Source organism: Pyrofollis japonicus (assembly GCF_033097485.1).
Classification (GTDB): Archaea; Thermoproteota; Thermoprotei_A; order Sulfolobales; family Pyrodictiaceae; genus Pyrofollis; species Pyrofollis japonicus.
On the sequence record NZ_AP028634.1, the window covers coordinates 124,820 to 148,100 of the forward strand.

The following is a 23,281-nucleotide window of genomic DNA, read 5'->3' on the forward strand; positions in this document are numbered from 1 at the left end:
GAGGAATCTGCTCCCAGCCGGGCACCAGGGAAGTGTTAAGGACGCCCACTTACTCCCCGCCATCCTCTCCACGTCTTCGCCTAAGCTTCTTAGCAACATGCACATCTAGAGGGTGATGAGGTGGAAGCCCGATCCGCTTCGCAGCCTCATCTATAATCCTTCTCGCTTCTTTCTCGCTCAGCTTCTCGGCGACAACCAGTATGTCGACGTCGCCAGCCTTCTCCACCTCCCTACGAGCAATACTTCCCACAATCCTAATCTCGAGTTCAACACCCTTAGCGATCTTCTTGGCTTCTTCAACTAGTTTCGGCAACCACTTCTCCCATTCACGTATCAGCTTCTCCCGCTCCCGGAGCCTCGGATCAATATATCGTGCAAGCTTTCTCCCAGTGATCCCTCTATAGGCGGCTTCCACGATAAACGAGCCCACGACGATGCCGATGAATACGAGTAATTGTCTCGGGTCAAGGCTCGCCATCCGGTACACAAGCGTGGCCAGGGCTACTATGGAGAGAGCCATGCCTGTAAGCGTTAGTGCGGGGTTTGCGCCCGTTTTATGCCGGAGCTTGTACGCAGCATAGTTTATCGCGGTAAATATCAGGAGGAACCCACCGCTACCTGCAGTCGATATAGCTTCCAGCCTTGCACCAAGGGCGAGCAGTAGGCTTAGGAAAGCTATGATTAGTAGTCCCTCATACGCGTTCCCCCATACTCGTTTTCCGAGAACCCTTGGCGCTTCACCATACTTTGCAACTATGTATGACATCCTGGCTGTACCGTAGAGCGTCGCGTTTATCGCCGAACTCGTACTCGCCAAGGCGGCCGTGACGACCAAGTAGTATCCCGCCTTGCCGAGTACGGGCTCGGCGAGTACTGCTAATACATAGTCCCTTGCTTCTTCAACGATCTCCGGGCTAAGCGAGCCAGCCGCCACAAGGGCTATGAGGATGTAGACGCTGATGACTGTGACTACGCTTGCATATAGGGCTCTTCTCAGTACTGTGAGGCTAGAGGCGTCCATAGCAGCGTTTGAGACGAGCTCGAAGCCTTCATAGGCGAGGAATATTATCATTCCTCCTGCAACAATGTTTACAACTGATGGCCAATGGGCTGGGGAGAGGCGGCTCCAATCAACAAATAAGAAGCCTATAGCGCCGATGGATAGAAGGACTATTAGCTTAAAGGCGACGAGCCCTAGCTCTACCCTCCCGCTTAGCACGGCTCCCAGCATGTTTATCAGTGTAAGTAGAGCTATGATGAATACCACTAGCAATGTGTATGCTAGCCTGTAATTGCTCAGCGTGCTAGCAGCATAGCTTCCAAAGGCATGTGCGTATAGGGCTATCATCACGATGTACGATGCGAGGAGCATGATGTTTAAGCCGCCGCTGAGCACGCTGTCCCCGAAAGCCTGTACTATGAACTCTATTGTCCCGCCTTCGCTCGGAAACCTTGCCGAGAGCTTTGCGTAAGAGTATGACGTCAGAAGCGCGACGAGGCCAGCTAAGAAGAACGCGAGAGGAGCTGCTCCATCAACTAGTTCGAGGCTGAGCCCTAGGACGGCGAAGATGCCGCCACCAATCATGCCGCCAACTCCGATAGAGAATATCTCCCAGAAGCCGAGCCTCCCTCTCGCCAAAAACACAGCACCACGCATCAAAGCTAGGGGTCAAGTACTGTCCTTTTTCTCTACCCTGCTAAGCGCTACAGGGCCTACGTAGAGACGGCCACTACGCGTCACCATGACGTATACCCTGTTCTTGCAACGCAGCCTCGCGTTAGGGATGCATAGCTTTGCCTCGAGCCCCAGCCCAGCGTAGATTATCGTGACACATTCATTGTCGCTGCGGCAGCGGAGACTAGTGCCCCTCGGCCTAGCTACGTCCCATAACCAGGTGCCCTTGGGGGGCTCTAGGTCTAGGTGGCTCTGTGAAGCATGCATGCATCCCGCGGGATGATAGTATCCCTTAAGCCTCTTCTCCTCCCCGTCAACGCGTAGCACGAGCTCTATGCCCATTTTACACAACGGCAAAAACCCTCGCAGCAGGGAGATAGGGGAGCGCGCCTCCTCATAGGCCTATAATCTCTGCCCTCATGGACTCGGTGTCAAGTATTGCAACGGTCTTCTTGCCGGTTAAGCAACCACACGCCTCACCAGGATTAAGAACGAGGACATCGCCCACAACCCTATTGTCCACTTCATGCGTGTGACCATAAAGTACCGCGTCGTAGAACCCGCTCCTCGCAAAGGCCTCCGCCATGTTCTTTGTCTTCTCACTGGGCCCAGTGCCGTGAATCATCAGCAGCTTCTTACCATCGAGCTCCACGAGGTGCGGCCACTCATGTATCTCGTAGCCGAGCCTCGCTGCAGTCTCCCTCAACCCTATTCTTTCTCCACAATTATTACCGTAGACAGCTATGAGCCTCCCTATACCCGCCTCGTGGAAGGCTCTCAGAGTAAAGGGCGCCACTATGTCGCCGAGGTGAAGGACCAGGCCGACGCCTTTCTCGAGGAATATCTCTGCAGCCCTCTTCACAGCATCCAGGTTGTCGTGCGTATCGCTTATGACTCCGACCAGCAAGGTTCCTCCCTCGCCTACAGATGAGTAAGGCAGCGGGGCAGGGAAAACCTCTCTGCCCTCTCTTCTCCATGCTTATGCTTAAATAGCTGTCTAGACCGTAGTCTTCACGGTAAAGAGGGGAGACACGTTATACTGTTCTTGGCGAGGACAGGGAAGGGTGAGAAACACATGAGGAAGCCCAGCACTCTCATTCTCATTGTATTGCTGCTTGCAGTCATTGTAGCGGCTTCTTGGACGGCTGTTGCACAGTCTACGAGCATAAGCTACATCTACACGCTTGGCCCCTTGGGAGACGCCACGGTTAAGATACGGGCCCACGATCCCAGCGGGATCCTCGTGCTCACGCTCCCCCTAGAGCCCGGCACGCTCAACGACACGATACTCGTCTACGACGCAGAGGGAGCACCCCTAGACTTCACCGTGGAGAACGGTACGCTGATAATAGATGCCGCCAACTCCACCACCGTCTGGGTAGAGTACAGCGCAATACTAGGTAATGCTACGGACACAGTGGTAACAGTCACGATACATCCACGCGGAGACGCCACCGTGTACTTGCCAAAAGGTGCTGCACTACTAGGATTCAACGGCACAGCCACAGTAGACTATGTCTCCAACCGCATAGTCCTACGATACGCGTCGCCCGGAACCTACCAGATAACTTACTTGGTGCCACCACAGACAACCACAACGCAGACAACAAGCACAACAACTACGACAACCACAGCTAAGACTACACCAAGCCCCACAACCACAACAACCACAACGACGACCACGCCTAGAACGACAAGTAAGACAACAAGTACAACCACAGCAACACAGTCCACACCAGTAACGAGCAGCACACCACCCCAGTCAACAACCCCTGGAGCAACAACACTGCCCCAATCAACCACGACTCACCGAACAACACCCAGCACATCCCCTGCCACAAGTACCTCCGCCACAACCACTAGCCAGGCGCAGCCACCATCATCAAGTACCACGTCGACGCCCCTGCGCAAGGAGGGAACAAACCCCGTACTCATTGGTCTCGCAGTACTCATAGTAATCGTTGTCCTAATTGCGCTGCTTTTCGCGCGCCGATCATCTCACGGCTCTGCCTCTCCTAGTCCTAGCAGCGTAGACGGGACATCACCTAGTGGTGGCTCGGGCCCGGCACCGGCCACTGGGACGGAGATATTGGTTGAAACTGGCCTCGATGATAGGGATAAAGCCATTATTGATCTCCTACGCAAAGAAGGTCCAATGGGTGTAAGCGAGGTCGCGAGGAGGCTCGGGATAAGCAAGTCTACTGCGTGGAGAAAGCTACAAAAACTAGTAGACATGGGGATATTGGAGAGAGTCATTATAGATGGGTCTCCCGTTTATCGCCTAAGGGAGTCCTCTCAGGCCAAGTGAGAGTAGGAGCTACTGGGCTAGGTAGAGGTAGCGCTCCTCTAGTAGCGCACACCTTAGGGTAATACTGTTTTCGAGGAGAACACTGCACACTCTCTTATCGCTACACGCCTTGATTAATGCAGTGATTATTTCCTCTAGGATGCTTTTCGCCTCGCTATAGATCTGCCTGCTCACATAATCATCATTAATTGCTCGCTCAACTATGCCTAGCTTTCGCCTTGCCCGTTTATCAATAATGTATGAAGCTATAAGCATAACCACAACTAGTACACCGAACAAGAGGCCAACTATTCCCCCAACAGCTATTATGGATCCGAGGAACCCTATGATTACTGAGAGGAGCAGGTTTACTAGGCTCCTCCCCTTCTCAGCCTTACTCTTAATCGCCGACCTCATGCACTCGGAGGAGAGTAGCTCCGGGTCGCTAGGCACCGACGCCGTCTCAACCACGAGCTTGCCCCGCATTATTCGGAGCCGGCACCCCTTCACTGTACGGGCTATCCTGAGCCTCGCCTTACGCACCCTGCATATGCTTCTCAACAGCCCGTACAGAATCCTCCTCGCCGCCAAGACATCTCTATCGGGTATTATACTGGCTCCCCACGGGTATTGTGCCCCCGTGCCGCTTCTTAAGGACGCTTGCAGCATGCCTCGTTTCGCTTAATTACCTTGCATCATGGTCCCCAGTCTCGGAGAGGGGGCCAAGCAGAATTGCCACGCATAGCCTCAGTCAACACTAAGGTCGTGGAAGCAAGTATTCGCGGTGTTTTCCGCATCGCATACTCCGCTGCAGCTACTACTCGTAGCGTATTCGTGGAAATAGTGCTCGACGACGGCACTAGGGGCTGGGGCGAAGCCTCTCCTTCCCGGAGAGTCACGTGGGAGAACATAGAGGCTGTAAGAGCCTATGTCGAGGCAGTTGCGTCGAGGCTCAGGGGGCTAAGCCTTCCCGGAGAACTAGGTAAGGCTCTTAGGGCCATACATAGCGGAGGCCCCGGGTTTAGCTCGGCCCGTGCCGGGCTCGAATCAGCGATACTTGATGCTACTGCACGCGTGCTCGGAGAACCCGTCTATACTCTTCTCGGCGGCGCTGTCCACGATCATCTTGTCACCGATTACACTGTCTCCATACCCGGTGAGGATGTGTTGAAAGAGATAAGGAGCGGGGAGGGGCCTCTCAGAGATGCATTCATAGAGTCGATTAGGTATCTTGTTGGGCTGAGAAGCGACAAGCCGGGCAACGCCCCAATACCGTTACCGGACATCAACGGCTTCTCGGTGCTAAAGGTCAAGCTCGGCACCGGAGACCCAGACCTAGACGTGATGCTCGCCGAGACCGTCTACTATGCCGCAGAGGGTAGGGCGAGGATACGGGTTGACGCTAACCAGGCCTGGACGAGGAAGCAAGCAGTAAGGGTGATAAGGAGGCTCGAGGACCTCATGGGCTCTGCGCTTGAGCTAGTAGAGCAGCCCGTGCCGGCGAATAGGCTTGAAGACTTGCGGGCGGTCCGGGAAGCAGTGGAGACTCCCGTGGCAGCGGACGAGTCGGCGAGGAGCCCGGCGGAGGCAGCACTTGTGGCTAAAATGGGGGCAGCCGATGTCGTTAATATCAAGATAGCTAAGGCCGGGGGGCCACTGCAAGGCGCTAGGATAGCCTCACTGCTCGAGGCACACGGCTTGGAGGCCATGTGGGGCTGTATGGCGGAGACCGGGCTCGGGATAGCCCAGGCCCTCCACGCCGCCTTGACGAGCGAGGCCACACGCTACGTTGATCTCGACTCGCCACTCTTCCCCGTCAAGGACCCGGTGAGGAATCCGCCTAGGTACGAGAAGGCCGGGGAAGGTATTGTGCTCCGCCACGGTGGAGGGCCAGGCCTGGGTCCTGAACCCTTAGAGTAGCGGAGTCATTGTACGTGTGGTGGAGAGCGTTTTTATACCAAGGTTTCCCTAAAATACCTTGTTGCGTGGAGAATGTCCCCGGGGAAGCACGCGTACTTATCTTTTCAGTTTGCGCTGATTGGTTTCTAGGTTGGAGGTAAACTAGGATATGAGCCTCAAGCCGGCGATCAGCATCGAGAAGGGCGCCGCCAAGATAGTTGTGGCTCTCGACCCTGAGAGCGTAAGGAAGATGATAAACATAGTTGAGCTTCTGAAGGGCGCCGAGCCGCTAGAAGAGATAGGCTCAACGTACATGGTGCTACGCGTGCCGAGGCTCGCCAGGTTCATGGGGTATCGCCGCGCCCGCCTAGACTACAAGGTCTATGAGGCCGGCGACGCATCCATACTCGTCGCCAAGGGCGGCGTCGACTCTCTCATACTAGCCGTAGACATTATTGACACCGGGGAGGGCGCCCACATAGTTGTAAGTGGGGGAGGGGCTGGCGGCGCCGCTAAGGTAGTTGATTCCCTAGTCAAGCACGTCGCGGAGAAGCTTGCAGAGAGAATCGAGTCAGCAAGCCCGGTCGTGGAGCTCGTCCCCGAGGATAACAAGCTCGCATCGCTCACAGCTGTCCTCCCAGGAACAGCTACCCTCTCATACTACGACAGCTTCACCCCCGTCCGCAACACTGTGCTCGAGGCTGCCCAGAGGGTACTGGCGATACTTGGGCCCGACGACTACCTCGTAGAAGTCAGCGATTACCGTGGAAGCTACCTGCTGAGGCTTGTTCTCCGCGGGAACCGCGTGACTGGCATCTACGCCGAGGTGGAGGGCGAGAAGGCGGAAGGCAGTAGGGCTCTGAACATAGCTGCGAGGCCTCCGGGCTACCGTGTAAGGATAAAGGCTTGGAGCCTGACCGGGAGCGCCCAGGTCTTCCTCTTCGAGGCGGAGCCCCTCTATGTTGAGGAGAACCACAAGGTGTACTGGATCGGGGGCTCTGCGAAGCCGGACTACGGCGGCATAGTTTCGAACAGCTACATAGTCCTATCGGGCTACGAGGCTCTCGTCATGGATCCGAGCGGCGGCGAGTACTTTGTCAGAGGCCTCTGCAACGTCGTACAAGACTTGGAGCAATTAAAGCATATTGTAATAAGCGCGGCGGAAGCAGATATCGGCATAACGCTGCAATTCCTAGTGGAGAAGGCGCCGCACGCAACGATAAACGCCTCGCCGTACTGGGGCTCAGTGCTCGCCCCCATCCTGCCCAACCCGGGCCAGGTAAACATAGTCCCCGCTAAGACTACATCTCTCCGCGTAGGCGACGGAGAAGTAACCCTAATCCCCAACCGCGTCCGAGGAACCGTATCGCTAAGCCTCTACGACCCCAGGTCGAGGATACTCTTCGCGGGAGACGCGCTGGGAGCCGTATCTCCGCCAGGCCTATGGAACATATTCGCAGAGAACCTTGAAGAGTACACTGAGATGGTGAAGGCCTACCTCTGGTCAAGCGCTGACATAGACGAGCTGCGAAGATGGCTCGAAGAAATACAGGGGCTTGACATAGCGGTGTTGGCTCCGCGCCACGGCCCCCTGCTTCGCGGAAAAGAAAAGGTAGCACACCTCCTTGAAACAATCTCAAAGTGGTGAGACGCGGCGTGTCCTCCGCAAGCGAGGCGATCCTAAACCTGCGAGGCATGGGCGCATTCATACCATATGCTAGAATAGAGGACCTTGTAAGGAAGACCGGTGAAGCAGTAATAGCTGTTGACGAGTCAGCGCTTAACCTCGTACGCTTATGGGCCAAGAAGAGAGGGTACGGCGTCACCCAGGTCTCTCCAGGTGTACTCCGCATCACGGCCTCAGCTATGCCGGCGACAGAGGAGGTTGCTGAGGAGCTACTGCTCGAAATAGCTGATAGGGAATGGGACAGCGAGCTCTCAAAGAAGCTCTCCGATATCTCTACAGTTGTAGAGATAGTGCTCAAGGCACCAATACTGTACCGTGGGAGAATCGATAAGGCAGAGATAGGCAGAATAGTTAGGAGGAAGGGCACCCTCCTGCTGAGATTCCACATAGGGGCTTCCGACTACTTCTTCGCGGTCAGAGGTGCCAGAGTGATTGCAGCTGCAAGCGTAGGGGCACCGCTTAACCCCATGCAGGCGCGAAATGTTCTACAGACGGCGCTTAAGGATAAGAATGCATCGATCACGGTTTACGACATAAGCAGTATTTAATCCCCTTAGAGCCTTTTAGGGCTAAGAGACATGATAGACTACGGCCACTGATGCGTCGTCCTCGAATCTGCCCATACGTGTCCTCACTCTCCTCAGGAGCTCCGCGGCAAGGTTCTCGCCCGCCTCGGCGAGCTTGGGTATCTCTGGCGCTAGCTCGGTGAGCGACTCGGCGAGAGCGGCAGGATCTACCCCATCTGTTGCCGCAACGTATACTCGGCCCGGCTCGCTGTCAGCTAGAAGCAGGACCGGGTGGCCCTTCGCGCCACCGCCTATCGCCACGTATCTCGAGACGCGTACTCCTTGGTAGAATTGCGGCAACGCGCCCCACGCAACCCATAGCTCTTCTTTGCTCGAGCCAACGCCCGTAGACGTGACTATTCCATCACCGAGTAGCATGAACCCTACATTGGTTCCGCCGAACAAGATCACGAGCAGCGTAGAGGATGGCATGCCTTCTCCTTTCCTAGTTGGCTGGATGAAGCCTATCTCAACAACATCGTGTACGGTCATCGGCTTAGTACAAGGTTCTCCATTCTTACTGCACTCAGCGTAATAGCGCCTCTTTATCTCGGCAACAACCGATGCATCCTCTACGCTGCTCTCTGCTGCAACTTTCGACAACAAGTCTAGGCATCGCTTCATCGTGGTGAAGGAGAGGCCTTGGCTCAGGAACCGGCGACATGCAATGCTCGCAGCGGATACTGCTAGGAACGATGCTCCTCCACCACCGGTTGTCGAGACGCCGTCAGCAACCATTGCTACGCCGTAGTCGTGTCCAGGGCTAATCCACGCAGCAATATCGTCTTCGCCGTGTACCGTGTTTAGTGTCGCAACCCATGCTTCCCATGCCACTCTAACGCACCTCTATTTGGTACGTGGAAACTTTTGTCCCGAACCTATGTGTTTAAAGCGTGGAGCTATAACTCTACACCCTCGTAGGGGAAATATACGTGGCACGGACGCGGAGAGACGTCGTCATAGACGTTTACGCTGACTGTGACCAGGTATTGAAGCTCATAGAGTCACGTGAGCCGCCTTTCTTCTTCGAGAGCATGGGGAGGCTAATAGAGAAGGGAGAGAAGAAGGACTCGTATGTGCTCACGTTCGCGTTGCCCGGGAAGGGTAAGGCTCGCGTAGAGATAAGGCTGGGTAGGAAGGGGGACAGCCTCGTCTACGAGTTCAAGGGAGACGCCAGGGGTGAGACAGTCCTAACGGCTCTCCCCAGGGGACCCAGGTGCAGAGTCTACATAGAGGCCGAGGCGGAGGGCAAGCTGATAGACAAGTATGGGGGAGAAGCGCTCAGCAGAGTGGTTAACAGATTCGCGTCAACAATAATCAGCATGTTCCCGGCCTCCCTGCAGCCCAAGGTGCCCAGCGGCAAGCTAGGCGACATAGTAGTGGAGACACTCAAGCTAATCAATATGGCGCATACGGGTCCAACGGGGGTGAAGGCGGCCAGCATAAAGTCTATTGCACTGAACCTTGAAGACGCGAAAATAATCAATGTGGATGGCATCGGGGAGGAAGAGGCTGAGAAAATAGCGCCCAAGCTCATAGAGCTATTACGGCAACTCGTAGACTCCATGGGCCAGCTTGGTGCAGGAAGTATACGGGGCCTAGCAATAGCGGGAGACAATGCCACGATACATGTTAATATGGGCGGCGGCATAGCAATCATAACGATACTCGGCAGAAAGGAAGAAGCGTCATAGCGCCACGTAGTCGCGGTTATGATTCACCCCCTAGTCTTGCCTTGGTGGAGCCCTTTCGTAATGCTCTAGCCTAGTGGTGTGGCCGGCATGGCGATTCCCTCGAGCATTCTCCGGGTGCTTAAGAGGAGGCCGCTAAGCTACACTGTCCTCATAGTCTTTGTCCTAGACCGTTCTCTCAGCATGAGCGAGCCCAAGACGTATGATCATCGCAGCAAGTGGGAGCACCTGGTAGAGCTTGTGGAAAGGCTTGTCCAGAGGCTTGCGAGGAGCAACATGGCCCCCGTCTTCCGTGTAGGCTATGTATGGTTTAGCGACGACGTGCAGACAGTGAGGAGTGGTAACAGCCTATACTACCCAGTTACAGAAGATAATCCCGCTCTGCAGATCTTCCGAGAAAGCCTAAAAGAGAACAAGCCCTACGGCATGACCGCTATGGCTGATGCCTTGGCCTCTGTCAGGGAGATCGTCGAGGAATATATTAGGGATGAGACGCTTCCATCAGAGAAGTATGTGACTGTTTTCCTCTTCACCGATGGCAAAGAGACTAAGAGGACGCCGGAAGACGTTGTAGAGGAGGCCGAGAAGCTTACGAACGAGACAGCCGAGAAGCTTAGACAGCTCAATCCTCGCAACCGTCTGGGGCTAGCCACAATAGCGCTGGGACTGGATGCTGACCGCGAGACGCTGAGAGCCATAGCCTCCTTCTTGCGGGATGCGCAGAGAAAGGTGCTCGAAGAGCGTGGATTACTAGAGATTGTTGACCCACCCTACCACGAGAAGATGTTCATTGATGCACCCCGCGACGACAAGATAACCAAGGAGTGGGAGGAGGCTGTAAGGAGGTTCGTCGAGAGACTGAGCGAGACCGCCGTCTACTAGGCGAAGCGGGGGTGACCGGTCCTGAAGGTCGTCCTTGTTTTCCCGGATAGAGGAGTCGTGGAGACCGATACAAAGCAATGGGAGTTCCTGGACAGCGGCGGAGAGGCCGACATATATGAGGCAGTGATAAAAGGTAGAAGGTACATTGTCAAGGTGTTTACTGAGAAGCAGACAGCCCTAGCCAAGCCCGTTGAAAGAGTATCCGAGATGCTTGGCCGCCTTGTCCGACTCAGAGCCAGGTGCAGGGGGAGGCTTCCAAGGAGCCTTATTGGCCGGGGATTCCCTATAGCTGTCGGCTCGGTGGGAGATAAGGCTGTACTAGTATTCCGCTACGTGGACGGCTTCGAGACGCTCGCTGAGATAGCGAATAGCTTCGAGAAGCTTAGACAATACCTCTCCGAGCACGACGCGTCCTCGAGAAAGGATATGGCGCTTGACGTTCTCCTCGGAATAGCTTGCTTGGAGCTAGCCGACATAGTGCACGTTGACCTCACCACGTCCAATACAGCCCATGGATCGATTGATGGGCTGAAATGGGTCTACCTCTTCGACGTAGAGACAGCAGCCGTAATGGGTCTCGAGGACTACCCCCTATCCGTCATACCTGCTAGGGACGCCCACTATATGCTAGTTGACTCTCTTGAGCAGGCAGGCATTCCTCTCCGTGCACCAGAGCCGGCAGACCTTCCACTAGCGCTCATACCCTCTAAGATGCCGCCAGAGTACCTCTCATGGACCATGTGGACCCCGGTCTGGTACGGGTTACAGCTCGTGTCGTTCGTCTATCTCGGTACCAGTCCCTTCCACGGCCTCCCAGCTATAACGATTGATTATTGGCTCGAGGTCGTGGAGCACGAGAAAGAGAGGGGATTCGACCCAGTGTGGCCGCCGCGCGCCTTGCACGAGCTAGGTATGCTCGAGGCGAGCGAGTACAGAGAGCTAAAGGAGCATTGGGACCTGCTTGGAGAAGGCTTTACAAGGGCCATGTACACGGTGTTCGTCGAAGACATTGCCGCGAAGCGGCGGACACCCTCCATCAGCGTATCGGCGATAGCTGGTATTAGGTAGCACTAAGTGTCTTCTCAGCTACTCTTGGCCCACGGATGCACCCACGGGAATCGATTACCCGGCGATGGCGCTGCCGGAGCGGAGGCAGCGGCTGGAGAAGTTTTTCATTCCCTAGTTCTAACTATGTGTGGGAGGGGTTTGTAGTGGGAGTGGAGACCGTTCTTGAGTCAGCCGAGAACAAGCTAGCAGCAATAATGACCTTGGCCTCCTCTGTTGACGGCGTAGACATCGTTGTGGGTGTTCACGAGGGCCTCATATATAGGGTTGAGTCGCCGAAGCCCGAGATGCAGGCATATGCTACCGAGCTGGCTCGGCTCGCAGACGTCTACCTCAAGGCGGCGTCAACAAGTGTTGCGGGAAAGGCCTCTGTCGTACTCACCAATCATAGGGAGAAATCGATTCTTGCAGCAGATGTTGGGGAGGGATACTCGGTACTAGTCCTCGGGGAACACGCAGCTATCGAGGGGCTTCTTGAACCAGTCGTAAGAATAGTTGAGGGGAGGCCTCTTCGCTGCCCCAAGTGTGGTGCACTCCTCGAAGTATTCACAATGACTTGCCCCAACTGTGGCCGAAGAGTCGCATTCGGGGCCCGGAGTTGCCCCTTCTGCGGAGCAGATCTCTCGGTAAAGAAGTGCCCAAATTGTGGCACAATGCTGCGCCTAGTTGAGAGGAGGCTGGAGCCTGTCGGCGAGGCTCGGGCAGAGGAGAGGGAAGAGGCAGCAGCCATAGTTGAGACAAGTGTTGCCAGGGGCCAGCGTATCGGGGCATGGAGCGTAGTCTTGGCGACAATTGGTGCAGCGGCGTACTTCGCGCTGGTAGGCCTGCTGGGCCTCCCGCTCGGCAAGTCGATAATTGCGGGCATCGTGCCCATAGCTGCCAGCTACGTAATAAGCGCTATGAAGGGCTAGGGCTCTTTGTAAGGTCTGCTAACCCGTTTAAGCCGCCCACAAGGAGGACAATGTAATGGGTGGTGGCCGGTAAATGGTGTATCCTTCTCGGGGCCGCCGTGTCTGGAGCGGAACAGTCCGCGACCTCTCCATTGTTAACGCGCTCCGCGAGCTAATAGGCCTAGGCAATGGGCGCCTCGTCTACCGCGCACCCGACGGAGCAGTATTCATGCTAGAGGTTTCAAGCGACGGCAGAGCAGGGTGCCTAGGCGAGACGGGGACAGCTAGTCTCCGGGGAGAAGAATGCCTAACTGAGTTCGCGAGGAGGGTGCTGAGCGGTGATGGGAGCGTAGAGATAGTTGAGCTTACCAGGGCCGAGACGGCGCTTGATTTCAGCGCTGAGCCAGCAACACTATTGTCGAAAGGTGTAGAAGCTTTACGCGATCTCGTAGAGCTTCTGGGTGCTACACTCGGAGCCGAGAAGGGGGCTGCAGCTACAGTGCCAGCCACTGCTGTGGTAAATGTTGAGGAGAAGCTTCGCAGCCTCCGTAACATATCCGAGCTGTTCAACCCGCTTGCCGCGGCCGCCATTATTGCTCAGGGAGATAGGCTGTTCTTCGAGAAACCGGACTCTGTGTGCGCTGATATAGCTGCCGAGATACTCCAGGTACCCGATGTGCGGGCAGTAGTGCTCTGCGAACACGGGGAGGAGAAACTAACAGTGCTTATAGAGAAGGGTGTGGTGAAGCCGTTGCTTGAGCGTGGTGACGGGACTGTGCTGCTCGGACGCGAGGCCGCTGCACGTGCCGCCACGATACCGGCTACAAAGGCAACTGTCTACATAGTGCACTAGGAGCTGTTTGCTGCTAGGCGTTTAACAGCCTCGAGTGCCAGGTCGGCGTGCTTCTCAGCCGGCCTAATATTCTTCAGAACTTCCACTATCTTGCCGTCACGGTTTATTATGAATGTTACTCTCTGGGCGCTCGGCCTCTTGGTTCCCTCCTTTAGTACGCCGTAGAGGCTCGCTATCTTGCCCTCGGGGTCGCTTATTAGCTTGAACCGGAGGCCGAGCTTCTCCGCGAACCTCTTGTTCCTCTCCGGAGGATCGGTCGAGGCTCCTAGGACTACTGCGCCAAGCTTCTCGAACTCTGGTAGGAGTTCGTTGAATCGCTGTGCTTCGCGCGTACAGCCACTCGTCATTGCTCTTGGGTAGAAGTAGAGAACCACTATCTTGCCTCGTAGGTCGCTGAGGCGAATCTTCTCCCCGGTGTGGAGTACTGCTTCAAAATCGGGTGCTTCTTGGCCGGGGCTCAGAACCATTGTCCTTCCTGCCCTCCGCGCGTCCCTCGCGGAAGAGTATTTTCCTTTAACGCTTGTTTATAAGGTTTAGGAGCCTAGATTACGACAGGGAGGTCTACGCTATAGAGAACTATCCTTGCACCCCGAGGATCAAAGCTCATCGCCACAGCCTTGACGACGACCCCCTTCTCAATAGCCTTCTTTACGAGGCCCGGCAGGACGGGGTCTGCTTCACGGTAAAGGGTAAGCCCCCGGGCACCAGGAATACCAGCAATGAAGACGAGGAAAGCTCTTTTACCAGACTCCGCCAGCCTCGTCAACTCCTCGACATGCCTCCTCCCCCTCATGCTCGCCGGGTCAGGATAGGCCGCAAGATCCCCGGGGAGACGAAGAGTAGCGCTCTTAACCTCCACGTACACATCTTCGTCACCACACCGAAGCAAGTAGTCTAGGAGCGAGCCACCTACCCTCGGATTGCGGGAAATAACCCTGCAGCCGCGAAGCCAAGGAATAACGCCCTTCTCAACGGCCTTCTCGAAGCCGCGCATCTGCAAACCAGTATCAATTAGCGCTGCCTCACGGTACCCCGGACACTCTACAGCAACCAAGCGGTACTGCGTCTTCCCACCACTCCTCGGCAGGCAGTACGCCCGCCTCCCCTCCTCCAAGAAGCCACGAAGCCTACTAGTATTATTGGTATGGGCGAGATACTCCACGCCACTCCTCCTAACGAGTATCACGAAGCGGTTAAGCCTCCTAACAATACTGCACTCAACGACGCCCTCCAAGGAGAATAACTCGATGCTTCCCACCACCTACCTCCCGGGGCTAGAAAAAATCATAGTACTTCGAAAAAATTGCTAGCTGATAGTTCCTACACTTGCTGCACACGGTAGTAAAAACGTTGAAAACTACCAGATATAAGTAGAACCAGTATAAACAATTCCGGAACCCGTATTAGAGCAAGATAGTCTAATAAAAAGTGGAAGGAAGCGACCACAAATGGTCGAACCCGGCATAGTCTATATGCTCATAATCTTCCCCATACCAGCCATAGCCCTCGGACTATTCCTTGCAGCACTCATCGACCAGCTCTACAAGGATCTCCATAACTGGGTCGTGGAGCATTACATAACGCACGCTCATATAAGTGCAAGGAAACACCATATGGGCTCGTAGCAGCCACGCTTTTTCTGCACGCACCCCTCCACCTCTTTTTACTAGGCCAAAACAGTAATGGAGTCTAGCTGGGCCTGCTCCGCTGCTTCATCTAGCCGGCTCCTTTCATCCAGGAAGCCCATACGGTTCCACAAGGTTGCCGTTCTACGGGTTTGCTTTATAGATATTGAGTACTCCTGGAACCTTCCCCGGGGTGCAGTGTTCTGAAGCGCCACGAGGTCTGCGCTCCTAGACCAGACTGGGGCAAGAGAACTAGGTTAGCAAGGGCTCTCCTCAGCCCATATGCTGGGAGGCTATCGTCCTATGTCTCGATAAGGGCTCGGGAGGTTGGCCTCGGCAGGAAATGGGTGTATGTTGTTACTGAGACAGGGCATGTTGGCTTCGCCTTTGCGGTGCCGGAGGCTCCTCTGCACGTGGAGGTTATTGAGGATGAGCATAGCCTGGGCGAGTTGATGGGGCTTGCGTGGCAGCATCCCTTGTTGACCTCTGTTGCTCTTGCCGCGGCTAATGCGGCTATGCAGGCCCTAGTAGATGACGAGGAAGACGTTGTCTGCTTCAGCTGCGACCTCTTAGAAATGCTTGGGCTCCGAAAAGGTGACCGGGTAGCCATTATCGGGTATGTTCACCGGGTTGCCGACATGATTGCCGACATTGTTGGCAGGGGCAACGTTGTTCTCTACGAGGATAACCCTATGCACCGCCTAGACGCTGCTGAGAAGGGGTTAGCGGCGAGGCCGGGGAACCAGTTCCTCATCGAGGCAGAAGATTATGATGTTGTACTGGCTACGGGAGCAAGCCTAGTAGATCCGAGGCTCATGGCTGCGCTCGAGAGACGTATGCCCAGGGTCTTCGCAATGGTGGGGCCTACTTCTAGCTTCCATCCCGGGACGGCGAGGCAGTTAGGCCTAACCGTCTACGGGGGGAGCCACGTACCTAGGGAGAACAGGGACCGGGTTCTGAGGAGGATAAAGGCTGGCTACGGATTCAAGGCGATAAGCAAGCTTGTCCGGAAATGGTCTGTTGCTTTGGAGAACAACTGAGCACTGGGTGTTCGTGTTGTATTCTGCAGGTGTTGTTAATAAGGGATTACCTTATAAGAGGAATTCCCTAGTATTAGCTTGATAAGCTTGGACGCATAGGCGTTGTGCGGTGAGCCTGGCCGTGGATCTCTCCGTTTACCGTATCGACACGGATCTATTCGTGTCGGACTTCTTGAGGGCGCTGCCACTTGCTGTATGGGTTCTGTTCGCTGTTCACGGGATAGCTAAGTGGAGCTACTACTGGGCCTCCCGTAGATGGGGCCATGGCGTCGGCCTCTACTTCTCACGGAAAGTGATCCACATGGCTGCGGGCGGCATCGTGGCGCTCCTTGTGCCATTCGTGTTCCAAGAGCCATGGGTGCCGTTCATACTCGGGCTCGCGCTGGCCGCCTACGTTTACTTGCCGCACCGCACTGGCAGGCTTATGGAGTGGTTCCAGGATCCCGACAACATTAGCGAGGTCTATTACTGTCTGAGCTGGGCATTGGCTGTACTGGTTGCCTGGCCGTTTAGTGTCTGGCTCGCAGTATTCCCGCTATTCCTTATGAGCTTCGGCGACGGGGTCACGGGTATAATCAGGGGGATTAGGCAGAGGAGGAGGGTCAAGAGCTGGGATGGCACCCTAGGCTTCATGGCCGTCTCGATACCCGTTGGCGCGATCCTCTTCGGGGCAGTGGGGGCATTGACAGCCATAGTTGCTGCGCTCGTCGAGAAGCAAGGAGTTATAGACGATAACATCGGGGTGCCGCTCATCAGCCTATTGATACTGCTGGCTGCGCACCATCTTGGAGCCATAGCGCTCTAGAGCCCACAGTATTAGCTCGACTATTTTTTCGGCGCGCTGACTCGGCTCCTGCTTCTCGGGTATAGCAAAGGCCACGGCGCCGAGCCTTTCTACTAGGCTGAGGGCCCGCCTCACTAGTAGCCTTGAGTAGTGCTGTGCTCTCCTAACGTCCTCCCACCTCACCTCGTCGGTCGCGTAGGCCACCGGCCTCTCAAGCACGAAGACCGCTACCGGTGCGTCATCAAGAACGGCTTCGGCTAGGCTGTCCAGCTCACTGGGGTACTCTATGCCGTCGGCCTCCATGTAGGCGAGTGGCGCCTCCACACCGTAGTCTAGAATCACTATGCTGGCGCCCGTTTCTCTACAAGCCTCTATGCCGTGGAGCTGGTGTCCGAGAATCATGTACTCTACGAGGTCTCGTGGAGCCCTCCACCACTCGCCATAGAGCCTGCCAAGTACTCTAGCAATACTGCGGCTCGAGTCACGGACAACACAGGTCTTCAGCCCACGCTGCTCCAGCAGCTCCCTGACAATCTCGCTGAGGGTTGACTTACCTACTCCCGGCCCGCCCTCGAGAACCACGTAGAGGCTTGGCCGCCCACCATGCATTGAGAGCCCCCTCTTTACGCTATTTGCTAAGAGGTGCTACCTATTTTACCCTGAGCCTTTTCTAGTATTACCTTAGGAGGCGGTCTCCTGTGCCGACAGCCACTGCCCGCCAGCACCTCTGCAGCGGCCTCGAGACAGAAGCCATCATAGCGGGCAGGCTCATCAAGGTCCCCAAGCACAGCAACATAATAGAGGCTTACGGCGCCATAGAGGAAGCCGAAGCACTCATAGCGCGGGCAAGGCTGAGCCTCTCCAACCGCGGCGAAAAAGACCTCGCCAAGAGGCTTGAAAAAATCCAGAAAGCCATCCGCCTACTACCCGCATTCCTCGCGGGAAGCATAGACGCAGGCACAATACTCCTCCTCGTAGAAGAAGCGTCCCAAGGCCTCCAAGAGCCCAGGGGATGGAGTCTAACAGGCTGCACCCCCGAAGACCCAGACATAGTGCTTGCATCCACAAAGCTTCGCGCAGCAGAGAGAAGCATAGCGAGAGCAACGTCAGAGGAATCAATAGTCCCAATCGAGCTTGCCCAAGCCTTCTCCGACCTCGTAACCAGGATGACATATACCCTCTACAAGATACACTGGAGCCTATGCCCCGAGGAGACAAAGGCAAGCTCCATCCACGAGTTCCTAGAGAAGAGCTAAGGAGCCCAAACCATTCCATCCTCCACGGCTTCTCCGGGATCAGTCCCTCTGCAAGCGTATTTCGTAGCCAAGGATCCGGCCGGTTTTCAACAACCCATGAGCAGTATGGGCTAGGCTCAAACTAAGCGAAGAATAGGGGCCTCGGCTCACGGCCGTGCCCGGTGGCACCTCACCACTGGGCTTCGGCCTGACGTGCAGACGTCACCGGCCCATAGGTATACGGTTACCTGTCAACCTGGGGTTATTCCTTCTTCGCCTCCCGGCTCTCTGCAGCCATGCTCCTTTGGCCAAAGAAGTACCATGCTGTGAACACGGCTATTGATAAGCCTAGCCCTAGGCTAAGCCCCCATGCAAGCGCCTCTTTTACTACAGGGCTTAGCGCCGTTACATCAACTATCAGTATTAGCGATATATCGAATATAACTAGTGCCATGAATCCTTTCAGCCCCTTCTCCATGCGCAGCTTCTCCGTTACATAGTTCACGGCCACGTACGTCAACAATATCATTACGAAGACGCTTGCTATGCGAGCTGATATGATTATTGTCTGTGCGGCGATGTCGCCGTACTCGGGGAACCCCGCCACTATGGAGACGTAGATTGTTATGAGTACCAGGGCAAAGACAAGCAGGCCGTTAATGAGCGACGATAGCGTGAATGGTACGCCGTAGCGCGTGAACAATGGGTCGAGAAGCTCGTCTATCTTTGAGGCGCGCAGCAGCCGGGCAACGAGGCGAACTATTAGAACTGATAGGAGAGCCATGACGGCGCCTGCTAGTACTGAGGCCGCGAGCTTGGGCACGATGCTTGTAACGTCTCTAAGGGCTAGCCTTATAGCCTCCTCGACGCTAAGAGGCGCATCCTGCACCATTGCGACCACCCCCCGGGCTAGTCTAGTGTGTTAGTATGACCAGGTAGTAGAGTACGCGATACGTGAAGACCAGTATGAAGAGGGCGAGGAGAAGGGCAAGCAAGCGAAGGGTCGCTATAACTGTCTTCCGGGAATAAACTACTACGAAGCCGAAGGCCGCGCTTGTTACAATGTAGAGGCGCCTTGCATGTATTAGTGCCTGCTCAGATGATACAAGGGCTACCTCGGGTAGCGCAAGCAATGCTATCACAGCCGCTGATGCCGCGTAGGCAGCGGCTACTATGAAGGCGGCCCACGGCCCTAACCCCATTATTGCAAGAGCTGTCCCAAGGCCCATTACCTGGGCTAGTGCACCTGCCTCGGCAGCGCGCAGCGATGAGTCGAACGCACCTAGGCTCTTAGCGAGCTGTGCATACGTGAATCCCACTAGGAGGTTTGCACCCGTCGCGGCAAACGCGTAGAGGATAGCTATCCCTATGTGGAGTAGAGGGTTAGCAGCGACGGCTACGAATACCGGTATCAGTGGTAGAATTATGACTGCGCTCTTGTACACAGCGTAGGGTACTCTAGCCCAGTACATGCTTGCAGCTATGCTAGTAACCATCTGTACAAGGCCCAGGCTCGCCGCTACATAGTCGGGTGCTCGAAGCCATTTCATCAAGTAGGGTGCCCAAGTGGTGGCCAAGACGGCTCCAGCAGCCATATACAGTACTATGAAGAGGAACAGTGTGCTAGAGACAGCCTCTTCTGCGGCCAATTCTCTCTTCTTCTCTTGGAGCCTTGCCTCGCTCGGCAAGAGGTGCTGTGCTGCAGCAAGAACCGCTGTGGCTATGAGGCCTACCCCGGAGCCAAGTATGTAGAGATAAAGGAACTTCATGTACGTCTTGCTGGCGGCAAGAACTGCTACAGATACGAGCTGGCCAACAATGTTCGAGGCCGCTGATACCGCAGAACGGCTGGCTATAATCCTCCTCGCCTCTCGGTCGTCAAAGCCGCTATAGATGACAGTGGTTATCATTAGTCCGGATAAGGAGGCCAGAGTGAGGGCTAGCGAGTATATAGGGATAACAAGGACGGCGCCAAGTGGGCTTACTAGTGGCAGGAGGCTCCACACAACCCTCTCGGATCCATGGACTAGGAGGAGGCTTATACGTAGTCGCCGAATACCCTTCTCGGCGACAAGCCTTAGAGTGAGTAGTACGGCAACGTATCCAAGCATAGTGATAAGCATTATCTCGCGTATGCTGAGACCAGCCGCAGCCATGACTATTGGTGCAAGACCCCTGGTTATTGCCAGGTAGAAGCCGGCAGTCGCTGATTCAGCTACAAGTACGAGTCTTAGGAGACTCGTCCCCCGGGTCTCGGCGCGTCTCCGCAGACCTATGGGGCCGAGCAACTGCTGTATGGGATGCCTCATGGCTGCTTGGCGCTACCCCGGTGCTCCTATAGTATTTTCCTCGCATCCACCTACATAGTGGGAGCCTTGGATTAAACTCCCCCTTATAAACTTACGTATCAAGGGAGCTCTGCGGCAAGTCCAAGAGGAGCCGGCTATGGAGTTTTGCCAGCCGTCTACTAAACTATATCCCTCCGGAGCATATATAGATTTAAGAGCCTTCACGGATATACACAGCTAGTGGATTGCCGAAACAAGGCATCGGGGCCAATAGGTTATGAGCACCAGGCGGGCCTTTATTGCAGGCCTCTTAGCCGGCATAGGCATATCGCTAGTAGTCGCCGGGGTACTCGCATCGCTCTACGCTAAGAAGCTCCAGGGCAGCATAAACGAAACCGAGGTAGCCAACTACTCCGAGACGCTAAGAGAATACGAGGAAGTGCTTCGCAAGATAAGGGAGAGCGGTCTCCTAGATGCTTATCGTAATCTGAGCGAGCAGCTCCCCCTGCTCGAGCAAGCACTCAACAACTATAGCGATATATACGCGGAGGCTATGAGGAACAAGGACCTCGTTCTCAGAGTCTACGAGTTAACCCATAGCGAGGCCTTCAACGAGACACTGGAACAGATAAGAATCATCGCCAGGGACAACAAAAGCATTGTAAGCATCCTCATAGGCCCCCTGCTCGAAGCCCTAGCCGACTACATGGTTGAGGCGCAGAAGGTTTCCGCTGAGGCAAAGAACCTCATAGCCCTCATAGAGAGGCTTCCACCCGACAAGCTCGCCGCGTACGTAGAGGCCTTCAAGAGGCTCGAGGAGGAGATGCCGCCGGACAGGCTCGGAGAAGCCCTTGACAACGCACAGCAAGCGCTTACGAGGGCTGAGGCGCTTCTAGCTAGGCTGAATACTAGCAATGTAAGCAGCCTAGCCAATAGGCTTGAGACATACTCGCTGGGCATGGAGGCGGCAGGGACAATACTCATAGCCGTCTCGGCGGCTGCTCTCTACGCGGCGAGGCGTAGGCCTTGAAGCCTTTCCAGAAACTACTATTAGAGGAGATAGTACCGGAAAGCGTCTCTAATCGTGACACCCTAGCAGCCGCTGGGGAAGAGGCGGCGGAGAAGCTCGGCCACCGCGTCTCCGAGATAATTGTCTCCGAGCCCGGGATGCTTGACCTCTACGTATTCCTGCTAGACGCTGAGCAGACACCGCTACTGGTCCGAGGAGGTCTCCCGATAAGGGAGCCCCTACGCCTCATAGACTTGGCGCAAGAGCCCCTGCTCGTGCTCGTCAGGAACGGGTTCTACGAGGAGTCTCGTAGCCTCAACAAGGCGTTCAGCATGGAGCCCTTCCTCGCGTACGACACGACAAGGCTCTTCGTGCTCCGAAGAATGAGCGACATAGAGGACATTGCTAAGAGGCATGGAGTCGAGCCTTGGACGCTTATGTACGTTGATGCTGTGCTGGCCTCTGCTCTCGGCCGCGGCCTTGGATCACTCCTAGAGGCTAGGGGTAAGGCGCTGAGACCAGTTAGCGGAGTATGCCCCGTGTGTGGCTGGGAGCTACGCGACGGGTGCTGCCCTCTTTGCAGTAAGTGCTACGAGTGATTGCTGCTTAGCCGCGTAGTATGCTCTCGTAGAGCTCTCTGTGCTTCTCTGCAACTCTTTCCCAGCTGGTTTGCTGCGCATAGCTCCAGAGCTTCTCTGCAATCCTCTCAGCGAACTCGTTGTCCCTTAGTAGGGCGAGGATCTTCTCAGCCACCTTGGTGTACTTCCCGGCGGGCACGCTTACCTCTGGCGCTAGCTCGTTGCACTCAACAAGCTTCGCCACCCTTGTGCACACGCTCGGCCTCCTACTCCCCATGGCCATGTGTAGTGCGCCGCTAACGGCGTAGAACTTCTCGACAACGTAGGGAAACACAGCTATGTCTACAGCTGCTAGCAGGGCGAGCATCTCGTCGCGGCGCAGAAACCTGTTGAGGAACACTATTCCCTCGCTACTGCTCAGCAAGGGCTTAACCGCCTCCAAGTACCTTGTCCCAGCGCCCTGAGGAGACCCTATGAGTATGAGCCTCGTCCCCGGCTCCTCGTGCCACACTATCTGGAATGCCCGGAGAAGCGTAGTCAGCCCCTTGTTTGGCCGAATAAAGCCCGGAGTAGTTATGAGCCGGTGCTTCGCGAGGCCCTGGTCTAGGCCGAGCCTCTCCAGGAGCCTCTCCTTGCTCCTCCCTAGGAACCGGTTTAGGAGAGTACCGTGCGGTATCAAGTGTATCTTCTCAGCGTCGACACCCTGTACTATGAGCTCGTACTCCATGAGCTTGCTGTGAACTATTACGGCATCGGCTAGGCGGCCCACTTCTAGCTGCAGCTCTACGCGGTCAGGGTGGATTATCGGGTGCGCAACAGTATGGAAGGTAACCACTATGCCGGCGCCCTTCTCGTCAGCTAGTCTGCGAAGCCTCTCAAGCATCTCTACGAACTCTTCTCCTTGGCGGAAAATGCTGTACTCGTGCTGAATATGTATAACCGTGTCGGGGCCAGGGTCGAGGAGCGCTACACAGCCAAGGATGCCCCGATAGCCTCCGTCCTCGTAGAAGCATTGCTTAACCTCGGCGCCGCTATAGGGCTCAGTATACTCGTCCACGCCCTCAACAACGTGTGTTGAGACGAAGACGCCCTCGAAACCATGCTTCTTCATAAGTGCTTCCAGCAGCATGCTAGCGTACTCTGCTATCCCGCAGAAGGCTGGAGGCGCCCTCGAAACCATGATGATTCTCAAAACTCGGCACATCCCCGCCATAGTGTAGTAGAGGG

Annotated in this window: 27 protein-coding genes; 15 read left to right on the forward strand and 12 right to left on the reverse strand. The window is 55.6% G+C overall.

The window, feature by feature from the left end:
• Positions 1-49: 49 nt before the first annotated feature.
• From SBG41_RS00675 to SBG41_RS00685, 3 genes are read right to left on the reverse strand one after another with little or no spacing between them, the layout of a single operon-like run.
• Positions 50-1,639, reverse strand: a complete 1,590-nt coding sequence (locus SBG41_RS00675) for an amino acid permease (RefSeq protein WP_397470759.1) — start codon at positions 1,637-1,639, stop codon at positions 50-52.
• Between the two features lie 30 nt (positions 1,640-1,669).
• Positions 1,670-2,026 (reverse strand): hypothetical protein, encoded by a 357-nt coding sequence (locus tag SBG41_RS00680; protein WP_317895618.1) that lies wholly within the window; start codon positions 2,024-2,026, stop codon positions 1,670-1,672.
• A 43-nt stretch (positions 2,027-2,069) separates the two neighbouring features.
• The gene (locus SBG41_RS00685) at positions 2,070-2,582 is read right to left on the reverse strand and encodes a metallophosphoesterase (protein ID WP_317895619.1); all 513 of its coding nucleotides are present in this window, start codon (positions 2,580-2,582) and stop codon (positions 2,070-2,072) included.
• 168 nt (positions 2,583-2,750) lie between these two features.
• Between SBG41_RS00685 and SBG41_RS00690 the strand changes: the two genes are divergently transcribed.
• Positions 2,751-3,983, forward strand: a complete 1,233-nt coding sequence (locus tag SBG41_RS00690) for a helix-turn-helix transcriptional regulator (protein WP_317895620.1) — start codon at positions 2,751-2,753, stop codon at positions 3,981-3,983.
• 9 nt (positions 3,984-3,992) lie between these two features.
• Here the strand turns inward: SBG41_RS00690 and SBG41_RS00695 are convergent, their stop codons facing one another.
• Positions 3,993-4,631, reverse strand: a complete 639-nt coding sequence (locus tag SBG41_RS00695) for a hypothetical protein (RefSeq protein WP_317895621.1) — start codon at positions 4,629-4,631, stop codon at positions 3,993-3,995.
• A gap of 63 nt (positions 4,632-4,694) precedes the next feature.
• Between SBG41_RS00695 and SBG41_RS00700 the strand changes: the two genes are divergently transcribed.
• The 3 genes from SBG41_RS00700 (at position 4,695) to SBG41_RS00710 (ending at position 8,096) form a co-directional block, all read left to right on the forward strand.
• A complete protein-coding gene (locus SBG41_RS00700) occupies positions 4,695-5,882 on the forward strand; it encodes a mandelate racemase/muconate lactonizing enzyme family protein (protein WP_317895622.1) in 1,188 nt (395 codons plus the stop codon).
• A 148-nt stretch (positions 5,883-6,030) separates the two neighbouring features.
• A complete protein-coding gene (locus tag SBG41_RS00705; protein ID WP_317895623.1) occupies positions 6,031-7,509 on the forward strand; it encodes an oxygen-binding di-iron domain-containing protein in 1,479 nt (492 codons plus the stop codon).
• 8 nt (positions 7,510-7,517) lie between these two features.
• Positions 7,518-8,096, forward strand: coding sequence for a hypothetical protein (locus SBG41_RS00710; RefSeq protein ID WP_317895624.1), 579 nt, complete (start codon positions 7,518-7,520; stop codon positions 8,094-8,096).
• Between the two features lie 21 nt (positions 8,097-8,117).
• Here SBG41_RS00710 and SBG41_RS00715 read toward each other — a convergent pair whose 3' ends face one another.
• On the reverse strand, positions 8,118-8,948 hold the full coding sequence (locus SBG41_RS00715) for a hypothetical protein (RefSeq protein ID WP_317895625.1): 831 nt from the start codon (positions 8,946-8,948) through the stop codon (positions 8,118-8,120).
• A 98-nt stretch (positions 8,949-9,046) separates the two neighbouring features.
• Here SBG41_RS00715 and SBG41_RS00720 point away from each other — a divergent pair, with 98 nt between their 5' ends.
• From SBG41_RS00720 to SBG41_RS00740, 5 genes are all read left to right on the forward strand, one after another.
• On the forward strand, positions 9,047-9,808 hold the full coding sequence (locus SBG41_RS00720) for a hypothetical protein (protein ID WP_317895626.1): 762 nt from the start codon (positions 9,047-9,049) through the stop codon (positions 9,806-9,808).
• A gap of 87 nt (positions 9,809-9,895) precedes the next feature.
• Positions 9,896-10,687, forward strand: coding sequence for a vWA domain-containing protein (locus tag SBG41_RS00725; protein WP_317895627.1), 792 nt, complete (start codon positions 9,896-9,898; stop codon positions 10,685-10,687).
• Between the two features lie 57 nt (positions 10,688-10,744).
• Positions 10,745-11,755, forward strand: coding sequence for a protein kinase family protein (locus SBG41_RS00730; RefSeq protein WP_317895628.1), 1,011 nt, complete (start codon positions 10,745-10,747; stop codon positions 11,753-11,755).
• 143 nt (positions 11,756-11,898) lie between these two features.
• A complete protein-coding gene (locus tag SBG41_RS00735; RefSeq protein ID WP_317895629.1) occupies positions 11,899-12,663 on the forward strand; it encodes a zinc ribbon domain-containing protein in 765 nt (254 codons plus the stop codon).
• A gap of 73 nt (positions 12,664-12,736) precedes the next feature.
• Entirely contained in the window at positions 12,737-13,495 is a 759-nt protein-coding gene (locus tag SBG41_RS00740) for a hypothetical protein (RefSeq protein ID WP_317895630.1), read from the forward strand.
• Here the strand turns inward: SBG41_RS00740 and SBG41_RS00745 are convergent.
• Together SBG41_RS00745 and sfsA are read right to left on the reverse strand one after the other, a co-directional pair.
• Complete coding sequence (locus SBG41_RS00745; protein WP_397470768.1) at positions 13,492-13,956, reverse strand: peroxiredoxin; 465 nt, start codon at positions 13,954-13,956, stop codon at positions 13,492-13,494. The genes SBG41_RS00740 and SBG41_RS00745 overlap by 4 nt on opposite strands.
• An 80-nt stretch (positions 13,957-14,036) precedes the next feature.
• The gene (gene sfsA, locus SBG41_RS00750) at positions 14,037-14,753 is read right to left on the reverse strand and encodes a DNA/RNA nuclease SfsA (RefSeq protein ID WP_317895632.1); all 717 of its coding nucleotides are present in this window, start codon (positions 14,751-14,753) and stop codon (positions 14,037-14,039) included.
• Between the two features lie 190 nt (positions 14,754-14,943).
• On the opposite strand from sfsA, the gene SBG41_RS00755 reads away from it, so the two are divergent.
• Complete coding sequence (locus SBG41_RS00755; RefSeq protein ID WP_317895633.1) at positions 14,944-15,120, forward strand: hypothetical protein; 177 nt, start codon at positions 14,944-14,946, stop codon at positions 15,118-15,120.
• A 41-nt stretch (positions 15,121-15,161) separates the two neighbouring features.
• Here the strand turns inward: SBG41_RS00755 and SBG41_RS00760 are convergent, their stop codons facing one another.
• The gene (locus tag SBG41_RS00760) at positions 15,162-15,335 is read right to left on the reverse strand and encodes a hypothetical protein (protein ID WP_317895634.1); all 174 of its coding nucleotides are present in this window, start codon (positions 15,333-15,335) and stop codon (positions 15,162-15,164) included.
• A 96-nt stretch (positions 15,336-15,431) separates the two neighbouring features.
• Here SBG41_RS00760 and SBG41_RS00765 point away from each other — a divergent pair, with 96 nt between their 5' ends.
• Complete coding sequence (locus SBG41_RS00765) at positions 15,432-16,160, forward strand: Rossmann-like domain-containing protein (protein ID WP_317896479.1); 729 nt, start codon at positions 15,432-15,434, stop codon at positions 16,158-16,160.
• A gap of 121 nt (positions 16,161-16,281) precedes the next feature.
• Positions 16,282-16,965, forward strand: coding sequence for a diacylglycerol/polyprenol kinase family protein (locus SBG41_RS00770; RefSeq protein WP_317895635.1), 684 nt, complete (start codon positions 16,282-16,284; stop codon positions 16,963-16,965).
• Here the strand turns inward: SBG41_RS00770 and SBG41_RS00775 are convergent.
• Positions 16,918-17,553 (reverse strand): ATP/GTP-binding protein, encoded by a 636-nt coding sequence (locus SBG41_RS00775; RefSeq protein WP_317895636.1) that lies wholly within the window; start codon positions 17,551-17,553, stop codon positions 16,918-16,920. The two genes, SBG41_RS00770 and SBG41_RS00775, sit on opposite strands and share 48 nt — an antisense overlap.
• Before the next feature lie 89 nt (positions 17,554-17,642).
• Here SBG41_RS00775 and SBG41_RS00780 point away from each other — a divergent pair, with 89 nt between their 5' ends.
• The gene (locus SBG41_RS00780) at positions 17,643-18,200 is read left to right on the forward strand and encodes an ATP:cob(I)alamin adenosyltransferase (protein WP_317895637.1); all 558 of its coding nucleotides are present in this window, start codon (positions 17,643-17,645) and stop codon (positions 18,198-18,200) included.
• A gap of 241 nt (positions 18,201-18,441) precedes the next feature.
• Here SBG41_RS00780 and SBG41_RS00785 read toward each other — a convergent pair whose 3' ends face one another.
• The gene (locus SBG41_RS00785; protein ID WP_317895638.1) at positions 18,442-19,071 is read right to left on the reverse strand and encodes a hypothetical protein; all 630 of its coding nucleotides are present in this window, start codon (positions 19,069-19,071) and stop codon (positions 18,442-18,444) included.
• Between the two features lie 22 nt (positions 19,072-19,093).
• Complete coding sequence (locus SBG41_RS00790; RefSeq protein WP_317895639.1) at positions 19,094-20,488, reverse strand: hypothetical protein; 1,395 nt, start codon at positions 20,486-20,488, stop codon at positions 19,094-19,096.
• 256 nt (positions 20,489-20,744) lie between these two features.
• Here SBG41_RS00790 and SBG41_RS00795 point away from each other — a divergent pair, with 256 nt between their 5' ends.
• Together SBG41_RS00795 and SBG41_RS00800 are read left to right on the forward strand one after the other, a co-directional pair.
• Positions 20,745-21,497: a hypothetical protein gene (locus tag SBG41_RS00795; RefSeq protein WP_317895640.1), complete on the forward strand. Its 753-nt coding sequence runs from the start codon at positions 20,745-20,747 to the stop codon at positions 21,495-21,497.
• A complete protein-coding gene (locus tag SBG41_RS00800; protein WP_317895641.1) occupies positions 21,494-22,075 on the forward strand; it encodes a hypothetical protein in 582 nt (193 codons plus the stop codon). Before SBG41_RS00795 ends, SBG41_RS00800 begins: the two co-directional genes overlap by 4 nt.
• A 7-nt stretch (positions 22,076-22,082) precedes the next feature.
• Here the strand turns inward: SBG41_RS00800 and SBG41_RS00805 are convergent, their stop codons facing one another.
• Entirely contained in the window at positions 22,083-23,258 is a 1,176-nt protein-coding gene (locus tag SBG41_RS00805; protein WP_317895642.1) for a glycosyltransferase, read from the reverse strand.
• Positions 23,259-23,281: the final 23 nt, after the last annotated feature.

Excerpts from the sequence above, each read along its gene's own strand:
- SBG41_RS00690 (WP_317895620.1), top strand. The coding sequence starts at position 2,751 with ATGAGGAAGCCCAGCACTCTCATTCTCATTGTATTGCTGCTTGCAGTC.
- SBG41_RS00695 (WP_317895621.1), bottom strand. The coding sequence starts at position 4,631 with ATGCTGCAAGCGTCCTTAAGAAGCGGCACGGGGGCACAATACCCGTGG.
- SBG41_RS00705 (WP_317895623.1), top strand. The coding sequence starts at position 6,031 with ATGAGCCTCAAGCCGGCGATCAGCATCGAGAAGGGCGCCGCCAAGATA.
- SBG41_RS00725 (WP_317895627.1), top strand. The coding sequence starts at position 9,896 with ATGGCGATTCCCTCGAGCATTCTCCGGGTGCTTAAGAGGAGGCCGCTA.
- SBG41_RS00740 (WP_317895630.1), top strand. The coding sequence starts at position 12,737 with ATGGTGTATCCTTCTCGGGGCCGCCGTGTCTGGAGCGGAACAGTCCGC.
- SBG41_RS00755 (WP_317895633.1), top strand. The coding sequence starts at position 14,944 with ATGGTCGAACCCGGCATAGTCTATATGCTCATAATCTTCCCCATACCA.
- SBG41_RS00775 (WP_317895636.1), bottom strand. The coding sequence starts at position 17,553 with ATGCATGGTGGGCGGCCAAGCCTCTACGTGGTTCTCGAGGGCGGGCCG.
- SBG41_RS00785 (WP_317895638.1), bottom strand. The coding sequence starts at position 19,071 with ATGGTGCAGGATGCGCCTCTTAGCGTCGAGGAGGCTATAAGGCTAGCC.
- SBG41_RS00790 (WP_317895639.1), bottom strand. The coding sequence starts at position 20,488 with ATGAGGCATCCCATACAGCAGTTGCTCGGCCCCATAGGTCTGCGGAGA.
- SBG41_RS00795 (WP_317895640.1), top strand. The coding sequence starts at position 20,745 with ATGAGCACCAGGCGGGCCTTTATTGCAGGCCTCTTAGCCGGCATAGGC.
- SBG41_RS00805 (WP_317895642.1), bottom strand. The coding sequence starts at position 23,258 with ATGTGCCGAGTTTTGAGAATCATCATGGTTTCGAGGGCGCCTCCAGCC.